This is a genomic window from Bacillus sp. AFS023182 (assembly GCF_002560575.1).
GTDB classification, from domain to species: Bacteria; Bacillota; Bacilli; order Bacillales; family Bacillaceae_G; genus Bacillus_A; species Bacillus_A arachidis.
The window spans coordinates 20,655-40,711 of record NZ_NTRO01000037.1 but is presented as its reverse complement, the minus strand read 5'-3'; the positions used below and the strand labels follow the sequence as shown (position 1 = coordinate 40,711).

The 20,057-nt window shown below is 35.1% G+C and carries 18 protein-coding genes and 1 pseudogene; 12 read left to right on the top strand and 7 right to left on the bottom strand.

Features of this window, described 5'->3' with window-relative positions:
• Positions 1 to 419 precede the first annotated feature (419 nt).
• From pseB to pseI, 6 genes are read left to right on the top strand one after another with little or no spacing between them, the layout of a single operon-like run.
• Positions 420 to 1,385 carry a UDP-N-acetylglucosamine 4,6-dehydratase (inverting) gene (gene pseB / locus CN288_RS18335; RefSeq protein WP_018781145.1) on the top strand — a complete coding sequence of 322 codons (966 nt, stop codon included), beginning with the start codon at positions 420 to 422 and terminating at the stop codon, positions 1,383 to 1,385.
• Positions 1,386 to 1,440: 55 nt separating this feature from the next.
• Positions 1,441 to 2,634: a UDP-4-amino-4,6-dideoxy-N-acetyl-beta-L-altrosamine transaminase gene (pseC, locus tag CN288_RS18330; protein ID WP_224796241.1), complete on the top strand. Its 1,194-nt coding sequence runs from the start codon at positions 1,441 to 1,443 to the stop codon at positions 2,632 to 2,634.
• 20 nt (positions 2,635 to 2,654) lie between these two features.
• Positions 2,655 to 3,392 (top strand): cytidylyltransferase domain-containing protein, encoded by a 738-nt coding sequence (locus CN288_RS18325; protein WP_003195950.1) that lies wholly within the window; start codon positions 2,655 to 2,657, stop codon positions 3,390 to 3,392.
• A gap of 5 nt (positions 3,393 to 3,397) precedes the next feature.
• Entirely contained in the window at positions 3,398 to 4,483 is a 1,086-nt protein-coding gene (gene pseG, locus CN288_RS18320) for a UDP-2,4-diacetamido-2,4,6-trideoxy-beta-L-altropyranose hydrolase (RefSeq protein ID WP_098302794.1), read from the top strand.
• Between the two features lie 17 nt (positions 4,484 to 4,500).
• Positions 4,501 to 5,079: a formyltransferase family protein gene (locus CN288_RS18315; protein WP_098302793.1), complete on the top strand. Its 579-nt coding sequence runs from the start codon at positions 4,501 to 4,503 to the stop codon at positions 5,077 to 5,079.
• Positions 5,080 to 5,094: 15 nt separating this feature from the next.
• Positions 5,095 to 6,144, top strand: coding sequence for a pseudaminic acid synthase (gene pseI / locus CN288_RS18310; protein WP_098302792.1), 1,050 nt, complete (start codon positions 5,095 to 5,097; stop codon positions 6,142 to 6,144).
• A gap of 279 nt (positions 6,145 to 6,423) precedes the next feature.
• On the opposite strand, the gene CN288_RS18305 is transcribed toward pseI, so the two are convergent.
• Together CN288_RS18305 and fabI are read right to left on the bottom strand one after the other, a co-directional pair.
• Positions 6,424 to 7,593, bottom strand: a complete 1,170-nt coding sequence (locus tag CN288_RS18305) for a glycosyltransferase (protein ID WP_098302791.1) — start codon at positions 7,591 to 7,593, stop codon at positions 6,424 to 6,426.
• A gap of 442 nt (positions 7,594 to 8,035) precedes the next feature.
• Entirely contained in the window at positions 8,036 to 8,812 is a 777-nt protein-coding gene (gene fabI, locus CN288_RS18300; protein WP_026590428.1) for an enoyl-ACP reductase FabI, read from the bottom strand.
• 472 nt (positions 8,813 to 9,284) lie between these two features.
• Here fabI and CN288_RS18295 point away from each other — a divergent pair, with 472 nt between their 5' ends.
• Both CN288_RS18295 and prpE read left to right on the top strand, forming a co-directional pair.
• The gene (locus tag CN288_RS18295; protein ID WP_098302790.1) at positions 9,285 to 10,445 is read left to right on the top strand and encodes an FtsW/RodA/SpoVE family cell cycle protein; all 1,161 of its coding nucleotides are present in this window, start codon (positions 9,285 to 9,287) and stop codon (positions 10,443 to 10,445) included.
• A gap of 76 nt (positions 10,446 to 10,521) precedes the next feature.
• On the top strand, positions 10,522 to 11,262 hold the full coding sequence (gene prpE, locus CN288_RS18290) for a bis(5'-nucleosyl)-tetraphosphatase PrpE (RefSeq protein ID WP_098302789.1): 741 nt from the start codon (positions 10,522 to 10,524) through the stop codon (positions 11,260 to 11,262).
• Positions 11,263 to 11,381: 119 nt separating this feature from the next.
• Here the strand turns inward: prpE and CN288_RS18285 are convergent, their stop codons facing one another.
• Positions 11,382 to 14,165 carry a dynamin family protein gene (locus tag CN288_RS18285; RefSeq protein ID WP_098302788.1) on the bottom strand — a complete coding sequence of 928 codons (2,784 nt, stop codon included), beginning with the start codon at positions 14,163 to 14,165 and terminating at the stop codon, positions 11,382 to 11,384.
• Between the two features lie 269 nt (positions 14,166 to 14,434).
• Here CN288_RS18285 and CN288_RS18280 point away from each other — a divergent pair.
• Positions 14,435 to 14,598 (top strand): annotated as a pseudogene (locus CN288_RS18280) (IS3 family transposase); the annotation flags it as partial.
• A 131-nt stretch (positions 14,599 to 14,729) separates the two neighbouring features.
• Here CN288_RS18280 and CN288_RS18275 read toward each other — a convergent pair.
• Genes CN288_RS18275 through CN288_RS18260 form a run of 4 tightly spaced genes read right to left on the bottom strand, consistent with a single transcriptional unit; the run spans position 14,730 to position 17,489 of the window.
• Positions 14,730 to 15,617 (bottom strand): RluA family pseudouridine synthase, encoded by an 888-nt coding sequence (locus CN288_RS18275; RefSeq protein ID WP_098302814.1) that lies wholly within the window; start codon positions 15,615 to 15,617, stop codon positions 14,730 to 14,732.
• 15 nt (positions 15,618 to 15,632) lie between these two features.
• Entirely contained in the window at positions 15,633 to 16,430 is a 798-nt protein-coding gene (locus tag CN288_RS18270) for an NAD kinase (RefSeq protein WP_026590434.1), read from the bottom strand.
• Between the two features lie 18 nt (positions 16,431 to 16,448).
• Positions 16,449 to 17,087, bottom strand: a complete 639-nt coding sequence (locus tag CN288_RS18265) for a GTP pyrophosphokinase (RefSeq protein WP_026590435.1) — start codon at positions 17,085 to 17,087, stop codon at positions 16,449 to 16,451.
• 30 nt (positions 17,088 to 17,117) lie between these two features.
• A complete protein-coding gene (locus CN288_RS18260; RefSeq protein ID WP_026590436.1) occupies positions 17,118 to 17,489 on the bottom strand; it encodes a hypothetical protein in 372 nt (123 codons plus the stop codon).
• Between the two features lie 144 nt (positions 17,490 to 17,633).
• On the opposite strand from CN288_RS18260, the gene CN288_RS18255 reads away from it, so the two are divergent.
• From CN288_RS18255 to CN288_RS18245, 3 genes are all read left to right on the top strand, one after another.
• Positions 17,634 to 18,212, top strand: coding sequence for a CYTH domain-containing protein (locus CN288_RS18255; protein WP_098302787.1), 579 nt, complete (start codon positions 17,634 to 17,636; stop codon positions 18,210 to 18,212).
• Positions 18,213 to 18,413: 201 nt separating this feature from the next.
• Complete coding sequence (locus CN288_RS18250; protein WP_026590438.1) at positions 18,414 to 18,812, top strand: globin domain-containing protein; 399 nt, start codon at positions 18,414 to 18,416, stop codon at positions 18,810 to 18,812.
• A complete protein-coding gene (locus CN288_RS18245) occupies positions 18,812 to 19,705 on the top strand; it encodes a ClpXP adapter SpxH family protein (RefSeq protein WP_026590439.1) in 894 nt (297 codons plus the stop codon). Before CN288_RS18250 ends, CN288_RS18245 begins: the two co-directional genes overlap by 1 nt.
• Positions 19,706 to 20,057 lie beyond the last annotated feature (352 nt).

Below are 20,057 nucleotides of genomic sequence, written 5' to 3'. Positions count from 1 at the left end.
ATTTAGGCTTTTACTTTTACTATGCTATGTTTTGTTTGTCTTTTTGTATAGTTACATAGTCTAGCTTGAAAAAAGATGGTGCATTATCTCTATATTAAATACATAATCCCTCTCTGAGCTTGAACAGCTTATGAACAGGTAACACTTTTTGATTAGAAAACCTGAAGATACCTCTTATATCTAAAAACGAAGATTTTGATCTCTAGCCTCTCAATAATATAAAAAATTATTTAACATATTTATCATTTCCTGAACCAAGAAACAAATTACAAAACAGTTAAAAGTAGACTTCAATCTAGGCTTATTCACCATTTCGGGAAAATTATAAGGAAATGTAGAGATGATACCCAAACGTTTTCCCAAAATATTCATAGTAATAGATAGTGAAAATGGATTCAATAAAAAAGGCTGTGAAAAAAATGGATTTAACAGGAAAAACAATTTTAGTTACAGGTGGAACAGGCTCTTTCGGAAAGAGATTTATAAAAAAAGCCCTAGAACTTGGTGTAAACAAGATTATTGTTTTTAGTCGTGATGAATTGAAACAATACGAAATGGCTCAAGAGTATACAGATTCGCGTATTCGTTTTTTTATTGGGGATGTACGTGATAAAGCTCGTTTATACCGTGCTTTTGCTGGGGTGGATATTGTAGTTCATGCAGCTGCTTTGAAGCATGTCGGTGCATGTGAGTACAATCCGTTTGAAGCAATTAAAACAAATATCTATGGCGCTCAGAATGTAATTGAAGCTGCCATGGATTGTGGTGTGAAACGTGTCATTGCTTTGAGCACAGATAAAGCTGCCTCTCCAATTAACTTATACGGTGCAACGAAATTAGCATCAGATAAACTTTTTGTTGCAGCAAATGCTTATGCAGGGAAAAAGGACACCAGATTTGCAGTGGTACGATACGGAAATGTAGTAGGCAGCAGAGGCAGTGTAGTACCATTTTTTAAAAGCATAAAAAAAACCGGAAAAATCCCTATAACGGATGAACGTATGACACGATTTTGGATAACACTTGATCAGGGAGTACAATTTGTTCTTGATAACCTTCAGCGAATGAAGGGCGGGGAAATTTTTGTCCCTAAAATCCCCAGCATGAAAGTAACAGACTTGGCAAAAGTAATTGCACCTAAATGTAAAATTGAGTTTATAGGCATCCGTCCAGGAGAGAAGCTTCATGAGGCTATGATAACTGAAGATGATGCCCGTCATACTTTAGAATTTGAAGATTATTATATCATTCAACCAGAATTTAATTGGTGGGATAAAGCGTATATAAGTGAAGGCAAACCGCTTCCAGCAGGTTTTAGTTATACAAGCGACAAAAATGAACATTGGTTAACAAAAGAAGAGTTAAAACGGTTAATTAGTGAATAAGATAAAAAAACAGTCTAAATAAGTCAAAACAACATATAAGGGAGTATTAAGGATCATGAAGTATTGTTTAGCAATTCATGGAGGAAAACCCGTACGGAATCATTATTTGCCATACGGCAAGCAATCCATTGATGAAGATGATATTCAAGCCGTAATCAACGTTTTAAAAAGTGATTTTATTACAACCGGTCCAACAATAAAACAATTTGAAAATCAAGTGGCAGCATATGTAGGTGCGAAATACGCCGTAGCATTTTCAAGTGGAACAGCCGCCCTACATGGCGCCTGTTTTGCAGCGGGGATATCCCATGATGATGAAGTCATCACGACATCAATGACGTTCGCTGCCAGTTCTAACTGTGTCCTTTACCAAGGTGGAGTTCCGGTATTTACGGATATAAAATCCGACACTTACAATATTGATCCTAATTTAATAAAAGATAAGATTACAAATAAAACAAAAGCAATTATACCTGTACATTTTACTGGACAGCCAGTTGAACTTGAAAAAATTTCAAAAATTGCCCAAGAATATAACCTAACAGTAATCGAAGATGCAGCTCATGCATTAGGCTCTACTTACAAAAAGAAAAAAATTGGTTCAATTAGTGATATGACCATGTTCAGTTTTCACCCCGTCAAACATATTACAACAGGCGAGGGAGGAATCATTACAACAAATAATGAAGACTACTATCAAAAACTTCTTCAGTTTAGAACCCATGGAATCACCCGTAACCCTAATAACCTAACTGAAAATCATGGACCTTGGTACTATGAAATGCAATTTCTTGGCTATAATTATCGGATGACAGATATTCAAGCTGCTCTTGGATTATCACAACTGCAAAAATTAGATTCTTTTATTGCTAAAAGAAAACAATATGTATCAATGTATAATATGGCACTAAAAGATTTACCTGAAGTTATTCTTCCAAAACAATTAGATCATGTTGATTCAAGTTGGCATTTGTATATCATTCAGTTAAATTTACCAATGCTAAAAGTTGATCGGAAAGAAATCTTTCAAGCGTTACAGCAAGAAAATATTGGTGTCAATGTTCACTACATTCCAATTCATTTACAACCCTACTATCAAAAATTAGGTTATCAAAAAGGTATTTGTCCTAATGCTGAAAAATTATATGAAAGTATCATTACTCTACCATTATTTTCAGAAATGAGTGAACAAGACGCTAATGATGTCATTCAAGCAGTTAAAAAGGTAATCAATTTCTATAAAAAATAAGTGAATAAAAAGGTGATGAAATGAAAGTTGCCGCTATTATTCAAGCTCGAATGGGCTCAACTAGACTTCCGGGGAAGATAATGAAGAAAGTTCTTGATAAAACACTATTAGAATATCAAATTGAACGAGTAAAAAGGGCAAAAACAATTAACCAAATTATTGTAGCGACTACTACAAATCAAAATGATAATCCAATCATTGAGCTTTGCGAACAACTTTCTGTTCCTTATTATCGTGGATCAGCAGATGATGTATTATCACGTTATTATGAAGCTGCAACACAATTTTCTGTAGATGTTGTAGTTCGATTAACTTCAGATTGTCCCGTTATTGATCCTGATATTATTGATAAGATAGTTAATTGCTATTTAGAACATCAAAATAAATATGATTATGTATCTAACACATTAATCCGTACTTATCCAAGAGGTTTAGATACAGAAGTTATGCCCTACCGAATTTTAAAACAAACATATGAAGAAGCAAATCAGCCATCCTATCGCGAGCATGTGACTGCATATATATATAACACCCCTAAAACGTTTAAACTGTTCAATGTTCAGAATCACTTAGATGAAAGTAAACATCGATGGACTGTAGATACGAAAGAAGACTTTATCTTTATAAAAAAAATTATTACAAAACTATATCCAGTTAATCCCCAATTTTCTTTCATTGATATTTTAAATTTATTAAAACAAGAACCAGACCTGTTTTATATTAATAGCCATATAGAACAAAAAAAATTAGGGATATAGTTTACATGAACATACTCATTCGTGTTGACGCTTCTATAGAGATTGGAACAGGGCATGTTATGCGATGTTTAACCTTAGCAGAAGAGTTAAAAAATCAAGGACATCAGATCTCCTTTATATCTAGGGAATTAGACGGTCATATGTGTAACTTTATAAAATCTCAGGGACACACAGTATATATGTTACCCAAAATGAAGTTAGTAAGAAATAATTGTAATACTACACATGCTCAATGGCTTCAAACGAGCTGGGAAATTGATGCTCAACAAACAATAGAAATGATACGTAAAAGCATTCGCTTTGCTGATTGGCTCATTGTAGATCATTATGCTTTAGATAAAAAGTGGGAAGAAAAGTTAAAGGAGTTCGCCCACTATATAATGGTTATAGATGATTTAGCAGATAGGTTACATATATGTGATCTACTGCTAGATCAAAATTATTATGCAAACATAGATCAAAGATACGAAGAATTAATCCCTATAAATTGTATAAAATTATTAGGCCCCAAATATGCATTGCTAAGATCGGAATTTTTAAAAGCACAAAAAAATGTAAGAAAAAGAACAAATCCCCTTAAAACAATACTCATATTTTTTGGTGGAAGTGATCCCACTAATGAAACTTCCAAAGTAATCAAAACTCTAGAAGCAATAGAATATACGCAGCTTCTTATTCATGTAGTTATCGGTCGATCAAATCCTCAAAAAAATTCCATCCAAAATTTATGCAAAAAGCATCCAAATATGGTCTTTCATCATAATATTGATTATATGTCTAGATTAATGAATGAAGCGGATTTAGCCATATGTGCTGGAGGTTCAACCACTTGGGAAAGATATTGTTTAGGATTACCCGCACTATTAATTTCAGTAGCGCATAATCAAGTTGAAATATGTAAAGCAGTAGGAGATTTAGGGATTGATTTTTACATTGGAAAATCAGAAGAAATTTACGAGAAGGATATTTGTAATGCCCTTGAGATTGTTAGGAGCGAAAACTTTGATTTAGAGGAATCTTCTCGAAAAGCATTGGAGATTGTAGACGCTTTTGGAAAAACACGTGTAGTATCAAAGATTTTACAATATTAAATGTTAAGGAAGATATTATGAACATTCTATTATTAGGATCTAAATGTAATAATTTGTACAGTTTTCTTAAATCATCTGGAAATAGTGTTGTTTTCTATGAAAATAGAATAGACATTCACTCACCTATTCTTATTAATATTGACTTTATCGTCAGCTATGGATACAGATATATGATTCCTCCTTCTATTATTGAGAAATTTAATAACAAAATTATTAATTTGCATATCTCTTATCTTCCTTGGAATAAGGGAGCTGATCCAAATTTATGGAGTTTCCTTGAAGATACACCTAAAGGGGTTACAATTCATTATGTGAATGACGGGTTAGATACTGGAGATATTATCGCTCAATCGGAAGTTCCCTACAAAGAAAATGATACATTAAAAACCTCCTACGATAGACTATGCCAAGAAATAGAACGACTTTTCATTGAAAATTGGAAATTCATTTATTGTGGAAAAGTTATGAGGAAACCGCAACCTTCTGGCGGTAGTTATCATAGATTAAAAGATAAAAAAATATATTTGCATTTACTTACTAATGGATGGAATACGTCAGTAAAAGATATAATCGGTAAAGCAAAAATGAATGGTTAAAAAGGAGAAGATAAAATGAATGAAATTGAAATTAATGGAAGAAAAATCAGTCGCCACCACCAACCATTTATCATTGCTGAAATGTCCGGAAACCATAACCAGTCATTAGAACGTGCATTGCAAATAGTTGAAGCTGCAGCAAGAGCTGGCGCACATGCTCTAAAAATTCAAACTTACACAGCCGATACTATGACACTTGATATAGATAACAAAGATTTTAAAATAGAAGATACAAACAGCTTATGGAAAGGAAACACACTTTATAAACTATACCAACAAGCTTACACACCATGGGAATGGCACAAACCACTCTTTGATAAATGTACAGAATTAGGTATCATCCCATTCAGCACCCCATTTGATGAAACAGCAGTTGATTTTCTAGAATCTCTCAATGTCCCTTGTTATAAAATTGCTTCTTTTGAAAATACTGATATTCCTTTAATCCGCAAAGCTGCCTCTACCGGAAAACCTCTTATTATCTCAACAGGTATGGCTACAATTTCAGAATTAGATGAGACTGTCACCGCTGCTAGATCAGCGGGCTGTAAAGATCTTATTTTATTGAAATGTACAAGTACTTACCCTGCTTCTCCAGAAAACACTAATATTCATACAATCCCCCATATGAGAGAATTATTTCAATGTGAAGTAGGTTTATCAGATCACACATTAGGGGTGGGAGCTGCAATCGCAAGTGTTGCAATGGGTGCAACTGTAATCGAAAAGCATTTCACTTTATCTAGAGCTGATGGAGGAGTAGACTCGGCGTTTTCCATGGAAGCAGATGAACTAAATTCTCTTGTTATTGAAACAGAAAGGGCATGGAAGTCACTAGGGAAGATTTATTACGGACCGACTGATATGGAAAAAAGCTCATTAAAGTTTCGACGTTCTCTATATGTGGCACAAGATATGAAAGCTGGGGATCTTTTAACAACAGAAAATATAAAAGCTATTCGACCTGGTTATGGTTTAGCACCAAAATACCTCCCTATTTTACTAGGAAAAAAAGTGAAAAAAGATGTTGCTAAGGGGACACCTGTAAGTTGGGATTTGCTTTAACGAAAAGCCTCTTAAAAACATAAAGTAAACTTCCTATCTCTGTAAATCAAATTCTCGCATAAATTTCATCGTTCTTTTTTACCTATGAAATATTTCCTGTGGGGGCTATTGTTATTTCCTGTAAAACAGCCCCCTTCACTTAATATGATTAAAAAAGCATCTAAAAACATCTTTATCAAAAGATAGCACGATTTAATGCGACTCTTCTACATACACAATTATCATTTTTGAATTCGAGTTACAAAACACCATAATATCTTAATGCATCTTTTGAAAAGATTAGAAAATCCCTTTATTTTGACAGACTACTGATAGATTACCCGCTTTTTCTAAAATCTCACTGCGATTTACTAAGAGCTTTTGTAACAATTGTAAGACACTCCTACCACTCACTTCTTTCAAAATCCATCCCCCGTTATATTTTTTGATTAGCTCCGCTGGCGCTCCCATATCAAATGCAATGACAGGATACCCTGAAAACATAGCCTCATTAGTTGTATAAGAAAATGTCTCTGGACATATCGAAGAAGTTATAACGATAGCTATTTTATGTGTTGCCAAAAGATTAGAAAATTCCCTATTATCGTATGGTCCTGTTACAACAAAATGTCCGCTTGGACTGACAAATCTTCTTTTGTGCCTATCTGTTAACCCAATTACTTTTATACAAAAAGGTAGCTTCCTTCTTTCAATTTCCATTTTAAGTTTATATAAAATGTGTGATCCTTTATTTTTGTATATATTTCCCACGAAGGCAACATTAAGCTGTTTTTCATTTACAAATTCAGAGGTATATGTATAGTAAATATTAGGAGATAAAGGATGTTCCTGTACATCTATAATAATGTCAGGAAAATGTTTTTTTATAATTTCTTTTGCACTGTTGCTTGGAGCGATTACCTTCTGGGCATTTGATAAAAAAAACTCGAAATTTTTTCTCCAAGCTTGAATATCTGTTTCTCTCCCTCCATCTAAACATGCCTTACATATATTCACATCTGTTTCATTATTGCAGTAAGGGCCATTTCTTTTAATCAAGTTAACTAGAGGACATACACAAAAAAAATCGTGTATAAAATAAATATACTCAATCCCAGAATATTGAATAAGGTTTATAAACTTAAATATAGGGAACTTAATGAGATGATTGATATAAATTAGTTCAATATCCATTGACTTGAGTAGCGATCGAAAACTCGTTTCATCATAATTATGAAACTCTAAATCATAGTACAGGGGGTGTTCCTGATTCATATCTTCTATACAAAACATTCCAGCTCTAAACGTCATCTTATAAATTCTATACTTATGCCGATTCTGTTCAATATACATATTTTGATAATGTTCCACTCCTCCACCTATAGGATTCATCACAAATAAAACGCCTTTCTTTTTTGGAGCACCAGCACTCTTCGACACCGCTCTCCCTCCTTGATTTAAATTTTTCATCTTATCATTTCAACTCGTTTTCTTCAATAATTTATAAATATATATTTTCGCAAACAAAAATATTCCACCATTTATTTTCACATAAAATAATAAGACAAGATTATGCCTTTCGTTTCAAGTAACCGCTACAATAAGATGAATGATTACTAAAGTTTATTTCCGTCATCTTGAGCAAATCACCTACATCCGGTTCGGTTTACTTAGACATTTTATATTTTTCATACGTATATACAATTATCAAATTTAAGTAATCCTTTTTATTACTTCCTCAACACTTGCTCTCCCATCTGAAGCATAATAGAAAAACGCTATCCTTTTTGCNNGCAAAAAGGATAGCGTTTTTTCTTTATGTTATATGGATATAAGCTTATCTTAGTTTGATGAACATGTGTGGTGCATTTCCACCTAAAATATTACATCTAATTTCAACTCTAATTCTTCATTACCCTAAAATATGATACCCAGAATCCACATGAATGTTCTCACCAGTAACTCCAGTTGCTAGATCACTGAATAAGAATAACGCTGTGTTACCTACTTCTTCTTGTGTTACGTTACGACGAAGTGGTGCGCGTTCTTCGATTTGTTTTAAGATGCTGTTGAAGTCGCCAACACCTTTTGCTGATAGCGTACGGATTGGACCTGCTGATACAGAGTTTACGCGAATGTTGTGTTGTCCTAGATCGTTTGCTAAGTATCTTACACTCGCGTCTAGTGATGCTTTTGCAACACCCATTACGTTGTAGTTTGATACTACGCGCTCTCCGCCAAGGTATGTTAATGTAACGATGCTGCCGCCTTCTGTCATTAATGGCTTCGCCGCTCTTGCAACTGCTGTTAATGAGAATGAGCTAATGTTTTGTGCAAGTAAGAAGCCGTCGCGAGATGTATCAACGAATTCACCTTTTAAGTCATCACGATTTGCAAATGCGATGCAGTGTGCTAATCCGTGAACAACTCCAACTTCTTCTTTAATCGATTGGAAGCAACGTGCAATATCTTCATCGTTTGTTACATCACATGGTAAAACAAGTGATTGTTGTCCTTCTAATGATTCTGCTAGGTCACGTACGTTCTTTTCTAGACGCTCACCTGCATATGTAAAAATTAAATTTGCTCCTGCCTCATGTAGTGAACGAGCAATTCCCCAAGCGATGCTTCGTTGGTTCGCAACTCCCATTACAATAATGTTTTTTCCTTTTAAGTTGAGAAGATTCATTTATTTATCCCCCTAAATTCATTAAATAACCATCAGTTATTAGTACCTGGTAATATATTTATATCATATCACAAATTCAAAATAAGGCAAAACAAAATTATTAGTATGACTGGTTCTTTACTTCTCTTTTGCTCTTTCACTTTCCTGCAATGATATAATTTCAATCTTTCTTATGTTACATGTACTTGCTATATAGATTGCGAATATGAAAGATAAAAGGGGAACCGCACTCATTTTCTTCCTTTATTTTAAACATGGCATGGGGCTAAAATAGGCACTGACCGCTTCTATCCACGGGCGGATCCTCTCTCCCATCTAAAAAAGAAAGGTTTTATCTCTATTTATGTTTATATAATCTAACATCTCACAATCAAAATCAAAACAACATATTTGCAAACCACTCAAAATCCGCTAATATGGTAATAGCGTCTTTTTTTCATTTCACAAAGAGTAATAGAAAGGACTACGTACGGTGAAAGACAAGAATTCCCAATATCGAATAGATTACATATTGATCCTGATTGTACTCGCAATTGCAATTGTTAGTTGTTTTGCCATTGCAAGTGCTCAACCATCTTTACCACCAGCCTTACAAAAAGTAAACTTTGTAGCAAAACAAATTCAATGGTATGTCATTGGGTCCATCGCAGTTGTTGCAATTATGGTTATTGATTTTGACCGATATAAGCAAATTGCTTGGTATTTGTATGGATTTGCGATGATTTTACTTATTGGACTTGAATTAAAAATCCCTGGAGCTGTAACAATTAAAGGTGCTACTGCTTGGTACAGTGTGCCAGGTCTTGGTAACTTCCAGCCTTCCGAGATTATGAAATTATTTTTAATCATTGTTATTGGCCGCATTATCGTCAATCATAATGAAAAATATCCGTTTCGCTCTCCACGCGAGGATTTAATTTTACTTGGGAAAATATTCGGCGCAAGTTTACCGCCGCTACTTTTAATTGCGAAAGAACCTGATTTAGGAAATACAATGGTTATTTCAGCAATGATTGCAGCAATGATTTTAGTTTCAGGTGTACGCTGGCGCTTTATTTTCGGCTTAGCTGGAATCGTAGTAGCAGCTGCTTCTACGCTAACGTATATTTATTTTGAACATACAGCATTCTTTAAAGAACATATTTTAAAAGAATATCAATTAGATCGTTTTTACGGCTGGCTAGCACCATATGAATACGAAACACAAGGATATCAGTTGAGGCAATCTGTTTTAGCAACTGGATCAGGTGAATTGCATGGTAAGGGTTGGGAAAATGGTCAAGTATATTTCCCGGAACCGCATACCGATTTTATTTTTACAAACATTGCCGAGCAATTCGGATTTTTAGGAGCAAGTGTTGTTATTTCACTTTTCTTCCTTCTTATTTATCGAATGATTCATATTGCTTTAGAAAGTAATGATCCATTCGGTAGCTATTTATGTGCAGGAACAATTGGGATGTTTACATTCCAAGTATTCCAAAATATCGGGATGACGATTGGATTACTTCCGATTACAGGGATTACGCTTCCTCTTATGAGTTATGGAGGTAGTTCCTTACTAACATATATGATTGCGATTGGCTTCATACTGAACGTACGATCGCGAACGAAAACATTTATGTTTGACTAACCATATCCACTTGGATATGGTTTTTTCTATATCCACTTTAGGTATACTAAGAAAAACTCGAAATGGGGGTTACAATATGAAGTACGACATTATCGGAGATATCCACGGCTGTTTAGAAGAGTTTCAATCATTAACAGCGCAGCTCGGTTATAACTGGGATAGCGGTCTTCCTGTCCATCCAGAGAAGAGACAGCTTGCTTTTGTCGGAGATATTACTGACCGTGGCCCGGCATCCCTTCGCATGATTGAAATTGTGTGGGAGCTTGTTATGAATAAAAAAGAAGCCTATTATGCTCCTGGGAATCATTGCAACAAACTGTATCGTTATTTTATTGGACGTAAAGTACAAGTATCACATGGTTTAGAAACAACTGTCGCTGAATATGAAGCATTACCTACTCGTGAGCAAAAAATAGTGCAGAAAAAGTTTATTGATTTATATGAACAATCTCCTCTCTACCATGTATTAGATAACGGTAAACTCATTGTCTGTCACGCTGGTATTCGCCAAGATTATATTGGAAGGACTGATAAGAAAGTCCAAACTTTCGTATTATACGGTGACATTACAGGAGAAAAACATCCCGATGGTTCACCTGTCCGCCGTGATTGGGCGAAGCATTATGAAGGGGAAGCGTGGATTGTATATGGACATACACCTGTCGCAGAACCCCGTTTTGTAAATCATACGGTAAATATTGATACAGGTGCTGTATTTGGCGGGAAATTAACAGGACTGCGTTATCCAGAGATGGAAACTGTTTCAGTTCCTTCTTCGATGCCGTTTGTATCAGAAAAATTCCGTGCAATTACATAATAAAGTCTTGCCGCGTTTAAAGGATTTACCGTCTAAATGCAGAATGCCAAAAAAAGAAAAGGAAACAAAAAACAACTCCAAAATCAACTTTAATTGTAGATTTTGGAGTTACTTTACGTTTATTCTATGCTTGTTTCTAAAGTTAAATCTGTATAGGAATTATCCTCACCTATATTTAAGATTACTTCACATTGACGTAATCTCAATTCAAAGAGCGTTATAGAATCATGATAAACTTCAGGATTTGATTTCATTTTATGCAGTGTATCTTGTTTTTCTTGTATTTCTAAATGAGTGTTTTCTACAGCTTGTTTCAACGAGCCAAATGGATTTCTAAAGAATATATTAATATCCCGCTCTAGTGCGTTTTCAAACAGCTCAAATTGCAAGAAAAATTTGTTCATAATAGAAGCCGTTACATCTGTATAATCTTCATTTTCTAAATACTGTTTGTATTTGTTATATAGCATAGCTTTATTTTTAGGAAGAACTCCAAATAATTTACCGGCACTTTTCAGTAAAAATTGTGCTGGTGTAAATCGGCGTAAGATATTTACTTCTTCCATTTGTATTCTAGTTGTCATTCTATCAGTATCTCTGCGCCAGTCATCAAGCACTTTAAAGTCACATTCTAACTGTATTCGATTTTCTCCACATAAAGAATTAAGTCCTTCACTGATTTCTTCTAAGTACGATTGACTTTGAAGGAACTCGTTATTAGAAGTTTCAATCCAATTTTGCATAGAGCGAGCAAGATTAGGTAACACAGTTTGTTCTAGATATTTTTGAACTCTTTCGTTCATCGCTGTATTTAGTTCAATATCAATGTGCCCAAAATCGCTTTCTTCACTAATTAAATCAGAACAACTCTGCAATAGTTTCGGAATATGTTCTGTAAGATCATTCGTAATTTCGTTTTTCATTGTACGATATGATTCTGTAATTAAATGAATTTTTTCCTTCTCAAAAGCAGTAAGGTTATTAATACAACCATTTAGTTTAACTAACATATCTTCATTCCAATTAATAGAATCCACTAGATCATTTTCCATCTCGACGCGTTTATCCAAAAGATATGTAATTGTTTTTCGAATGAAAAACAATAGCTTTTCAGTACGTTCTGCATCGATGTTTTTATGGTTAAAGTTAAAATGAATAAACTCAGTTAAATCATTTAGTTGTTGACTGTTTGTATATAACGAAGAGTAAGGGAAAACTCTCGCATACGGAAAATATGCGTTTATTCTCGCTTGCGTATCATGTATAACTCTATTCACTTCTACTTCACTATAAATGTTATCGATTTTATTTAATAAGAAATGAATTTGTAGATTTGGTATATGTTCTTGGATACTTAATAGAATGTCACGTTCTTTATCAGTAAAAGGTGAATCCGCATTCAATACGAATAATAATTCGTCTACAGAATTCAAATATTCGAGTATCTCATCTCTAGTGTCGTTGTTCCTATTAAAGCTAGGTGCAACAACGAATGTAAGTTTATTTTTACCTAAAAATCTACATGGTAATTTAAATTCAACACATGCTCTATCTCTATATGTTTGGCGATGCATGGACATCATGTTATAGAAATCCGAGAAATTCTCAGTTGTTGTAATTGCTGCATCTGTTATCGCGTTAATTTCTGTATGAGCGTCATTTTTAAAGACAACTACATTTGAGATTGAGTTTTCTAATATATTTTCTCCTAGTATAGAGTTAATAAATGAAGCTTTTCCATTTCCTGAAGTTCCAGTTACTAAAAGGCGATTTGTTCTTAAATCTGCAAGCTCACCAACTAACCATCTAAATCGATGACCCATTTCTAAATCATGTTTTTGTGCCCACTGTGTAATAGATTCAAAAAGATGTAAACTATGCTCTAAGCCATTCACATGATTAATAGAATATGACAGTAGGCTTGCCGCATGTTTTATATTTTCTGAATCTATTTTGGAAGGGAAACTCTCATTCCATGCCAATACTGCTGCAGATGGAAATACAGAATGAGACGGATTGGCTATCTTTAACCAATTTGTTAAAAAGTTAGGAATGATATCCTGTAATTGTCTTAGCATATATTGACCTTGAATTAATTCAAAGTACGTTTCTTCGTAAAGAGCAGAAATTTCGTCCCATCTATTGGACGAATGTATTTCAATATGTAATAAAAATTCATTTATTGTTTTAAGCCATAATAAGTAATTTTGTTCATTTTTATAGCTGTGCCAAAGCGATGAAACAATTTGCGTAAATTGTACTTGATCTACATTATTTAATGTAGCTAATACTTGATAAAAATAGTCTGGTGAAAGATTTTTAGTAAATCCTTTATCGATATATTCTTTTAGAACCTCAAACCATGGAAAAGATTCTGTTCGAATTAACTCATTCACAGCAAGCTCTACTGCACTGTCAAAATCCTGCTGTTCTTCATAAAAGGAACGTGCAATTGTTGTGACGTTTGGATAATCGGGATTTAAAGAAACCGCTTCTTTAATAACACCGAAAGCTGAATCAAGATTATTTTGCTCGATGTAAAGAGACAGTAATTGCAGTACAATTTCAGTCATAAGTATTTTGTTATCAGTAGTAATCGAGGTATAAACATTTTCAGCAACTGATAATTGGTCAAGTTCGAAATAAGCATCCGCAATATTTTTTTGTGCCCATGGCGCTAATTCATTACTGACTTTCTCCCATTTAAAAATAGCTGTTTCAAAATCTTGATGGTGATAATAAAATTCACCCTGTGCAAAACGAATATAAGATCCATCGGAAATCTCATTTTTTTGTTCGTTTAAATATGCTTCTCCAAGTACTTGAAGAGGTGGATTTGTTTCATTCTCCATTAGGAATGTTTCATAATATGTCTTTTTTATTAATTGTTTTTCTAATCTCATTTTTTCCCCCACTACATCTTGAAAAGTACATTCTTCTCCATATGTCAACACTTTTTTTATTTATGCTTTTTATTTTAACAAAGAATTTCTTTTGGAAAATTTCACTTTTCTTTCATTTTTTAAGTAAGATTGAATTTTAATGAGAAAAGTTTCAGTTTTTTTTCAAATTCCTTTCAGTTGTGAAACAACATTGGGTGTTCCTAATAACTTAATATGAATATAATATTCCATGTAGAGTTCGTTATAAAAACAATATATAGTGAATATGTATTCCACGAAGCACGTATTATTATTGGATAAAAAATTCGATCGTCCTGATCCAGATGGAGAACTAAAAGGGGTAATTCAAGCCATTTATAACGAACTTGAAGGGCTTTATGTTTATCGTCATATTCGTGATGAACTTACGAATCGCGGACACAAAGTAAATCATACATACCATAAAAGAATTAAGACAAAACGAAAGGGCATGAGCCCGGTACAATACCCAGGCCCATGCCCCAAAAGCTACCTAATGAAATAACCTGTCTAACTTTTTTCGGTCACTTCAATACTCAAGGCAGCTTATTTCAATAATTCTTTCATATCTTCCGGCACATCCGCATGAAATGTCATCTGTTTTTCTAAAATAGGATGATAGAACGTTAAACTCGTACTATGGAGCGCTTGTCGCCCTATCTGCGACTTACTCCCTCCATACAAGTCATCTCCTAATAGCGAATGGCCTAAATATGCCATATGTACACGAATTTGATGCGTTCTTCCTGTTTCTAACTGCAATGAAACTCGCGTCTTATCAGAAAATCTCTCTAGCACTTGAAAATGCGTAACTGCCCTTTGGCCGTCTTCACATACAATTCGTTCAATAATACTATCATCTTTTCTTCCAATTGGCGCATCAATCGTTCCTGATGCTTCTATCAATTCTCCATGAACGATTGCTTCGTAAGTTCGTTTCACTTGCTTTTGCTGATGCTGTTTTGATAAAAGGTGGTGAATGAAACGATTTTTTGCAATCAGCATAAGTCCTGACGTATCACGGTCGAGTCGCGTTACGATATGCACTGTACTTGCGAGATTCTGCTTATTATAATGATAAAGTAGCGCATTGGCGACACTTCCTGCTGGGTGTTCCCTAGACGGAATCGTAGACATGTATGGCTCTTTATTCATCACCAGTACAGATTCATCCTCATATAGGACGTGTAAAGGAATATTTTCAGCAAGCATTCCTTCGCTTCTCTCCTCAACTGGAAAGAACACTTGTAATTCTTCCCCAGTCTGTAATACGTGCCGCACTGTCGCATGCTTACCGTCAACTTCAATTGCCCCGCCTTGGAACTTTATATCTGTCAAAGCAGCTTTAGAGATCCCTTTCACTTTTAGAAACTCCCGGATGAGCATTCCCTTCTCTGCTTCTGTCATACACCATTTTAATGTAAATCTTCTCAAATGCATAAATCCTCTCTACTCACCCGCAACAAACGAATCGCGGACACGTTTCCAAAATGGGAACGGACGAAAACGAACAAATCTTACCTTCTCGTTTGCAACGCGGTATTGAATTGACTTTACATCTTGATGCACCATCGTTAAATGATCCACTGTAATTTGTAAATTCATTCCTGCAGTTGGTTTTAGAACACATGTATGATGCTTCGGTAAAACGAGCGGTGAACCAACTGTACGGAACACACGATTATTAATCGAAGCCATTTCTGCAATTTGAATCGCTTCAATAGAAGGATGAATAATCGCTCCGCCTAGCGCTTTATTGTACGCTGTACTTCCCGAAGGAGTAGAGATACAAAGACCATCCCCGCGGAATGTTTCAAAATATTCCCCGCGAATTTCTACCTCTGTTACTAATGTACCTTCTGCGCTTTTCACTGTCGCTTCATTCATTGCTAAATATTGCGATTCTTTACCGCCATTCACATAGCGAATAATGACTTCTAAAAGCGGGTATTCCACTACTTGAAACGGCGTTTTAGCAATCGCGATAACAAGTTTTTCTACCTCTGTAGGCAACCAATCGGCATAAAATCCTAAATGCCCTGTATGTACACCGACAAATGCAGTCTCATCTAATCGGTTATAATAGCGATGAAACGCATGTAAGAGCGTGCCATCTCCCCCAACAGAAATGACAATATCCGGCTTTGCTTCATCCATTGTAAATCCAAAATCCTGCAAGTAATTGGTCATTGTACTTGCAAGTGCGTTTGATGATTGATCTCCCTTTGACATAATTGCAAATTTCATCGCCCAACACCCTTTAGTTTATGATTCGGACTCTTTCGCTTCTTGTTTGCGCGAAAAAATCTTTTGTGCTTCTTGAATTTCAAGACGAATCGAAGACATTTCTTCATCTAATAAAAATGCAGCTTCTGCCGCACGCTGAAGACGTACTTTAATATCTTCTGGAAAACGCCCACTATATTTGTAATTTAAAGAATGCTCAATTGTTGCCCAAAAATTCATTGCTAGCGTGCGAATTTGAATTTCAACTAATACTTTTTTCTCTCCGCAAATCGTTTGAACGGGATAACTAATTACAACATGATACGAACGATAGCCACTTTCTTTCTTTTGCGTTACATAATCTCGTTCTTCCACAATTTCAAAGTCATTCCGTTTTCGAAGATATTCAACAACAGGCTTAATCTCATCAACAAATTGACACATCATCCGAAGACCAGCAATGTCCTGCATTTCTTCTCCGAGCCGGTCAAGCGGTACATTTCGCTTTTCCGCCTTATCAATAATGCTTGCAACCGACTTCACTCGACCTGTTACGAATTCAATCGGAGAGTGTTCTGTTAACATTGTAAACTGAGAACGCATTCCTTTTAATTTCACTTTTAGCTCTGCCACCGCCTGGTGATATGGCGCTAAAAATTCTTCCCAATTACGATTCATTTCAACCACCACCAAAGTCAATCCATTTGCTTATAAAAATACTTTTTCTACAGCCGTTACAAGCTCTTCCCCATAATTTGCATTACCTTCAATATTTTCAATTAAATATTCTACTTCTTCCTTCAATTGCTCTAACTCAATTTCAGTATTATTTACGCGAACAAACATCGTTTTATCATTCTTCATTGCATCTTGCATTGCTTCCCAGCATGTATGCGGAATACTTACATAAATGAAAGATGATTCGTTTTCTAAAATATATAAAAATGATAAATGATCTGAGTCTACAAGTACGTGATTACGTGCTGTTAACTCCTCCACTTGTATTTCAGTATTTTCCGCACAAAAAATAAGAGCATTTTCTCTTTCTTCTACGCTCTTAACTTGAATTTTATTCTGCATGCTCTAACTCCTCCATATCAACTTCCTGTCTTACTTCACACTATTATTGTATCATAACATAGACGCAAACAAATAAAACATTGAACCAAATTTGTGAAAAAGCGATAATGTCTAAAGAATTATTTTTAAGAAGGAGCCTAAACCATGACACAAGAAATTGAAATTGAATTTAAAAATATGGTCACAGAAGAAGAATTTCAAGTATTATGTAACGCCTTTTCCATTCAATCACTTGCAGAGCAAGTGAATCATTATTTTGAAACACCTCAGTTCTCTTTAAAAACAGCGGGCTCTGCTCTTCGTATTCGCTATAAAGGTGGAGCGTATACACTCACTTTAAAACAACCCGCTAAAGTTGGATTACTAGAAACTCATCAATCTGTAACAAAGCAGGAAGCAATGCAAATGATGGAAACAAATCAGCTCATTACGGGCCCTGTGCTAGATCAATTACATAAACTTCAAATCCCTGTTTCTACTTTAGCTTATATGGGAAGCTTAACAACAAAGCGAGCAGAAACTACATTCGAAGGCGGCACACTTGTATTTGATCATAGTTTCTATTACAATCACGATGATTATGAACTTGAGTATGAAGTACAAAATGAAGCAGCGGGCAAAGCGGCTTTCCTCAATTTGTTAAACAAATATCATATACCTGTTCGTCATACAAAAAATAAAGTGCAACGCTTTTTTCTTGCAAAACAAAACGAAGCACGCTAAAGTGAAACTTCCATGAGCGAACGTTTTTCTCACTGATGGTTAGCCCTCACCAATCGGGCTCTTACGGTCAGTAAGACCCTAACTGATTAAAGTTTCACTTTATTTTAAGCAAGAGATTGTACGAAAGCTGTTTAGTTGCTCTTCGTGACAATCCATTGCTACAATAGATATACATTTGATGGAAAAAGGAGTTTATACAGGATGAACAAGCAACCGATGACACCATTTGAAGCAATTGGCGGTGAACAAGCCATTGCAACATTAGTCGATACGTTTTATTCCTATGTCAGTAAACACCCTGACTTATCTCCGATCTTCCCAGACGATTTGACAGAAACAGCCAGGAAACAGAAGCAATTTCTAACGCAATATTTAGGTGGACCGAATTTGTATACAGAGGAACATGGTCACCCTATGCTAAGAGCACGCCATCTCCCTTTTGAGATTACACCAAAGCGAGCAAAAGCCTGGTTAGCATGTATGGAACAAGCGATGGAAGATACGGGAGTACACGGGCAGATTCGAGAATTTGTTTTTGAACGTTTAACATTAACTGCGCAGCATATGGTCAACACTCCAAACGAAACAGGTGAAGCGTAATGGATAAACAGGAAGCAAAGCATATACGCATTCCTTCTCTTTCCAAGTGCGAACATAAATCTGTAGAAGCCTATTTGTTTATTGATCCGCTCTGCAAAGATTGCTGGGACATTGAACCAGTTATTATTAAGTTATGGCTCGAATACGGAACATATTTTTCGATTCGGCACATATTAACCGGCAAAGTGGAAGGGGCAATCGCCTCCCCACACAAATGGAATAAACCTGCTAATATTCGATTTGTGTGGGAAAAAACAACAAGTTTGCAAGGCTTTTCATGTGATGGAAAAGTGCATATGCAAGATGCCTCATCTACACCGTATTTAGTTTCTATTGCAATTAAAGCAGCTGAGTTACAAGGCCGAAAAGCAGGTTCGAAATTTTTGCGGAAACTCCAAGAATACATTTTTCTTGAAAATGTATCAAAACCAGATTTAGAATTACTACTTGCTTGCGCAGAGCAAAGCGGTATTGATGTAGAAGAATTTAAAAAAGATTTGCATTCAATTAGTGCAAAAAAAGCATTCCAATGTGATCTAAAGTTCACAAATGAAATGCACATCACCGAAATCCCTTCTCTTGTATTCTTCCATGCAAATTCAGATGAGGAAGGCATTAAGATTGCGGGCATTTATTCATATAATGTATACGTACAACTCTTAAAAGAACTTGTAAAATTTGATATCGAGCCTGCTCCGTTACCACCACTAGAGACATTGCTAGAGATGGCTCAATTTATGTCATCTAAAGAAATTGCATTTATCTATGACTGCTCGGAGCAAGAAATAGAACGCGAGCTCAAAAAATTGTCATTAAAAAGAAAAGTACGAATGGTTGAAGTAAAATGTGAGCGTTATTGGAAATGGATTGCAAAAGAAAAAGACCTGGTGTAAACACCAGGTCTTTTTCTTTACGGCTTATAAAAATATTAAAGGGGATGGGAGAAATTTTCACGTTCAAACAAAGGGGTATATGTTTGTATGTGAATTCGTTCACATCTATTATATTACAAGATTCGACGTCAGATGACAACCCTTTTTGTCGAATTTCACACTTCTGTCACATTCTAAACGTTTTCATTACTGAATAAGCTATAAAAAGAAACTTTTTAGGAGGGATTTGATGAAAAAAACACATATCTTCTTTCTTCTTTTTTGTACTTGTATTTCTTTTTTCCTGTACATCCTTTCACTATTACAAGCATTCCCAAAGATTATTGCCTTGCCGCTTTTGTTTGCAATCATC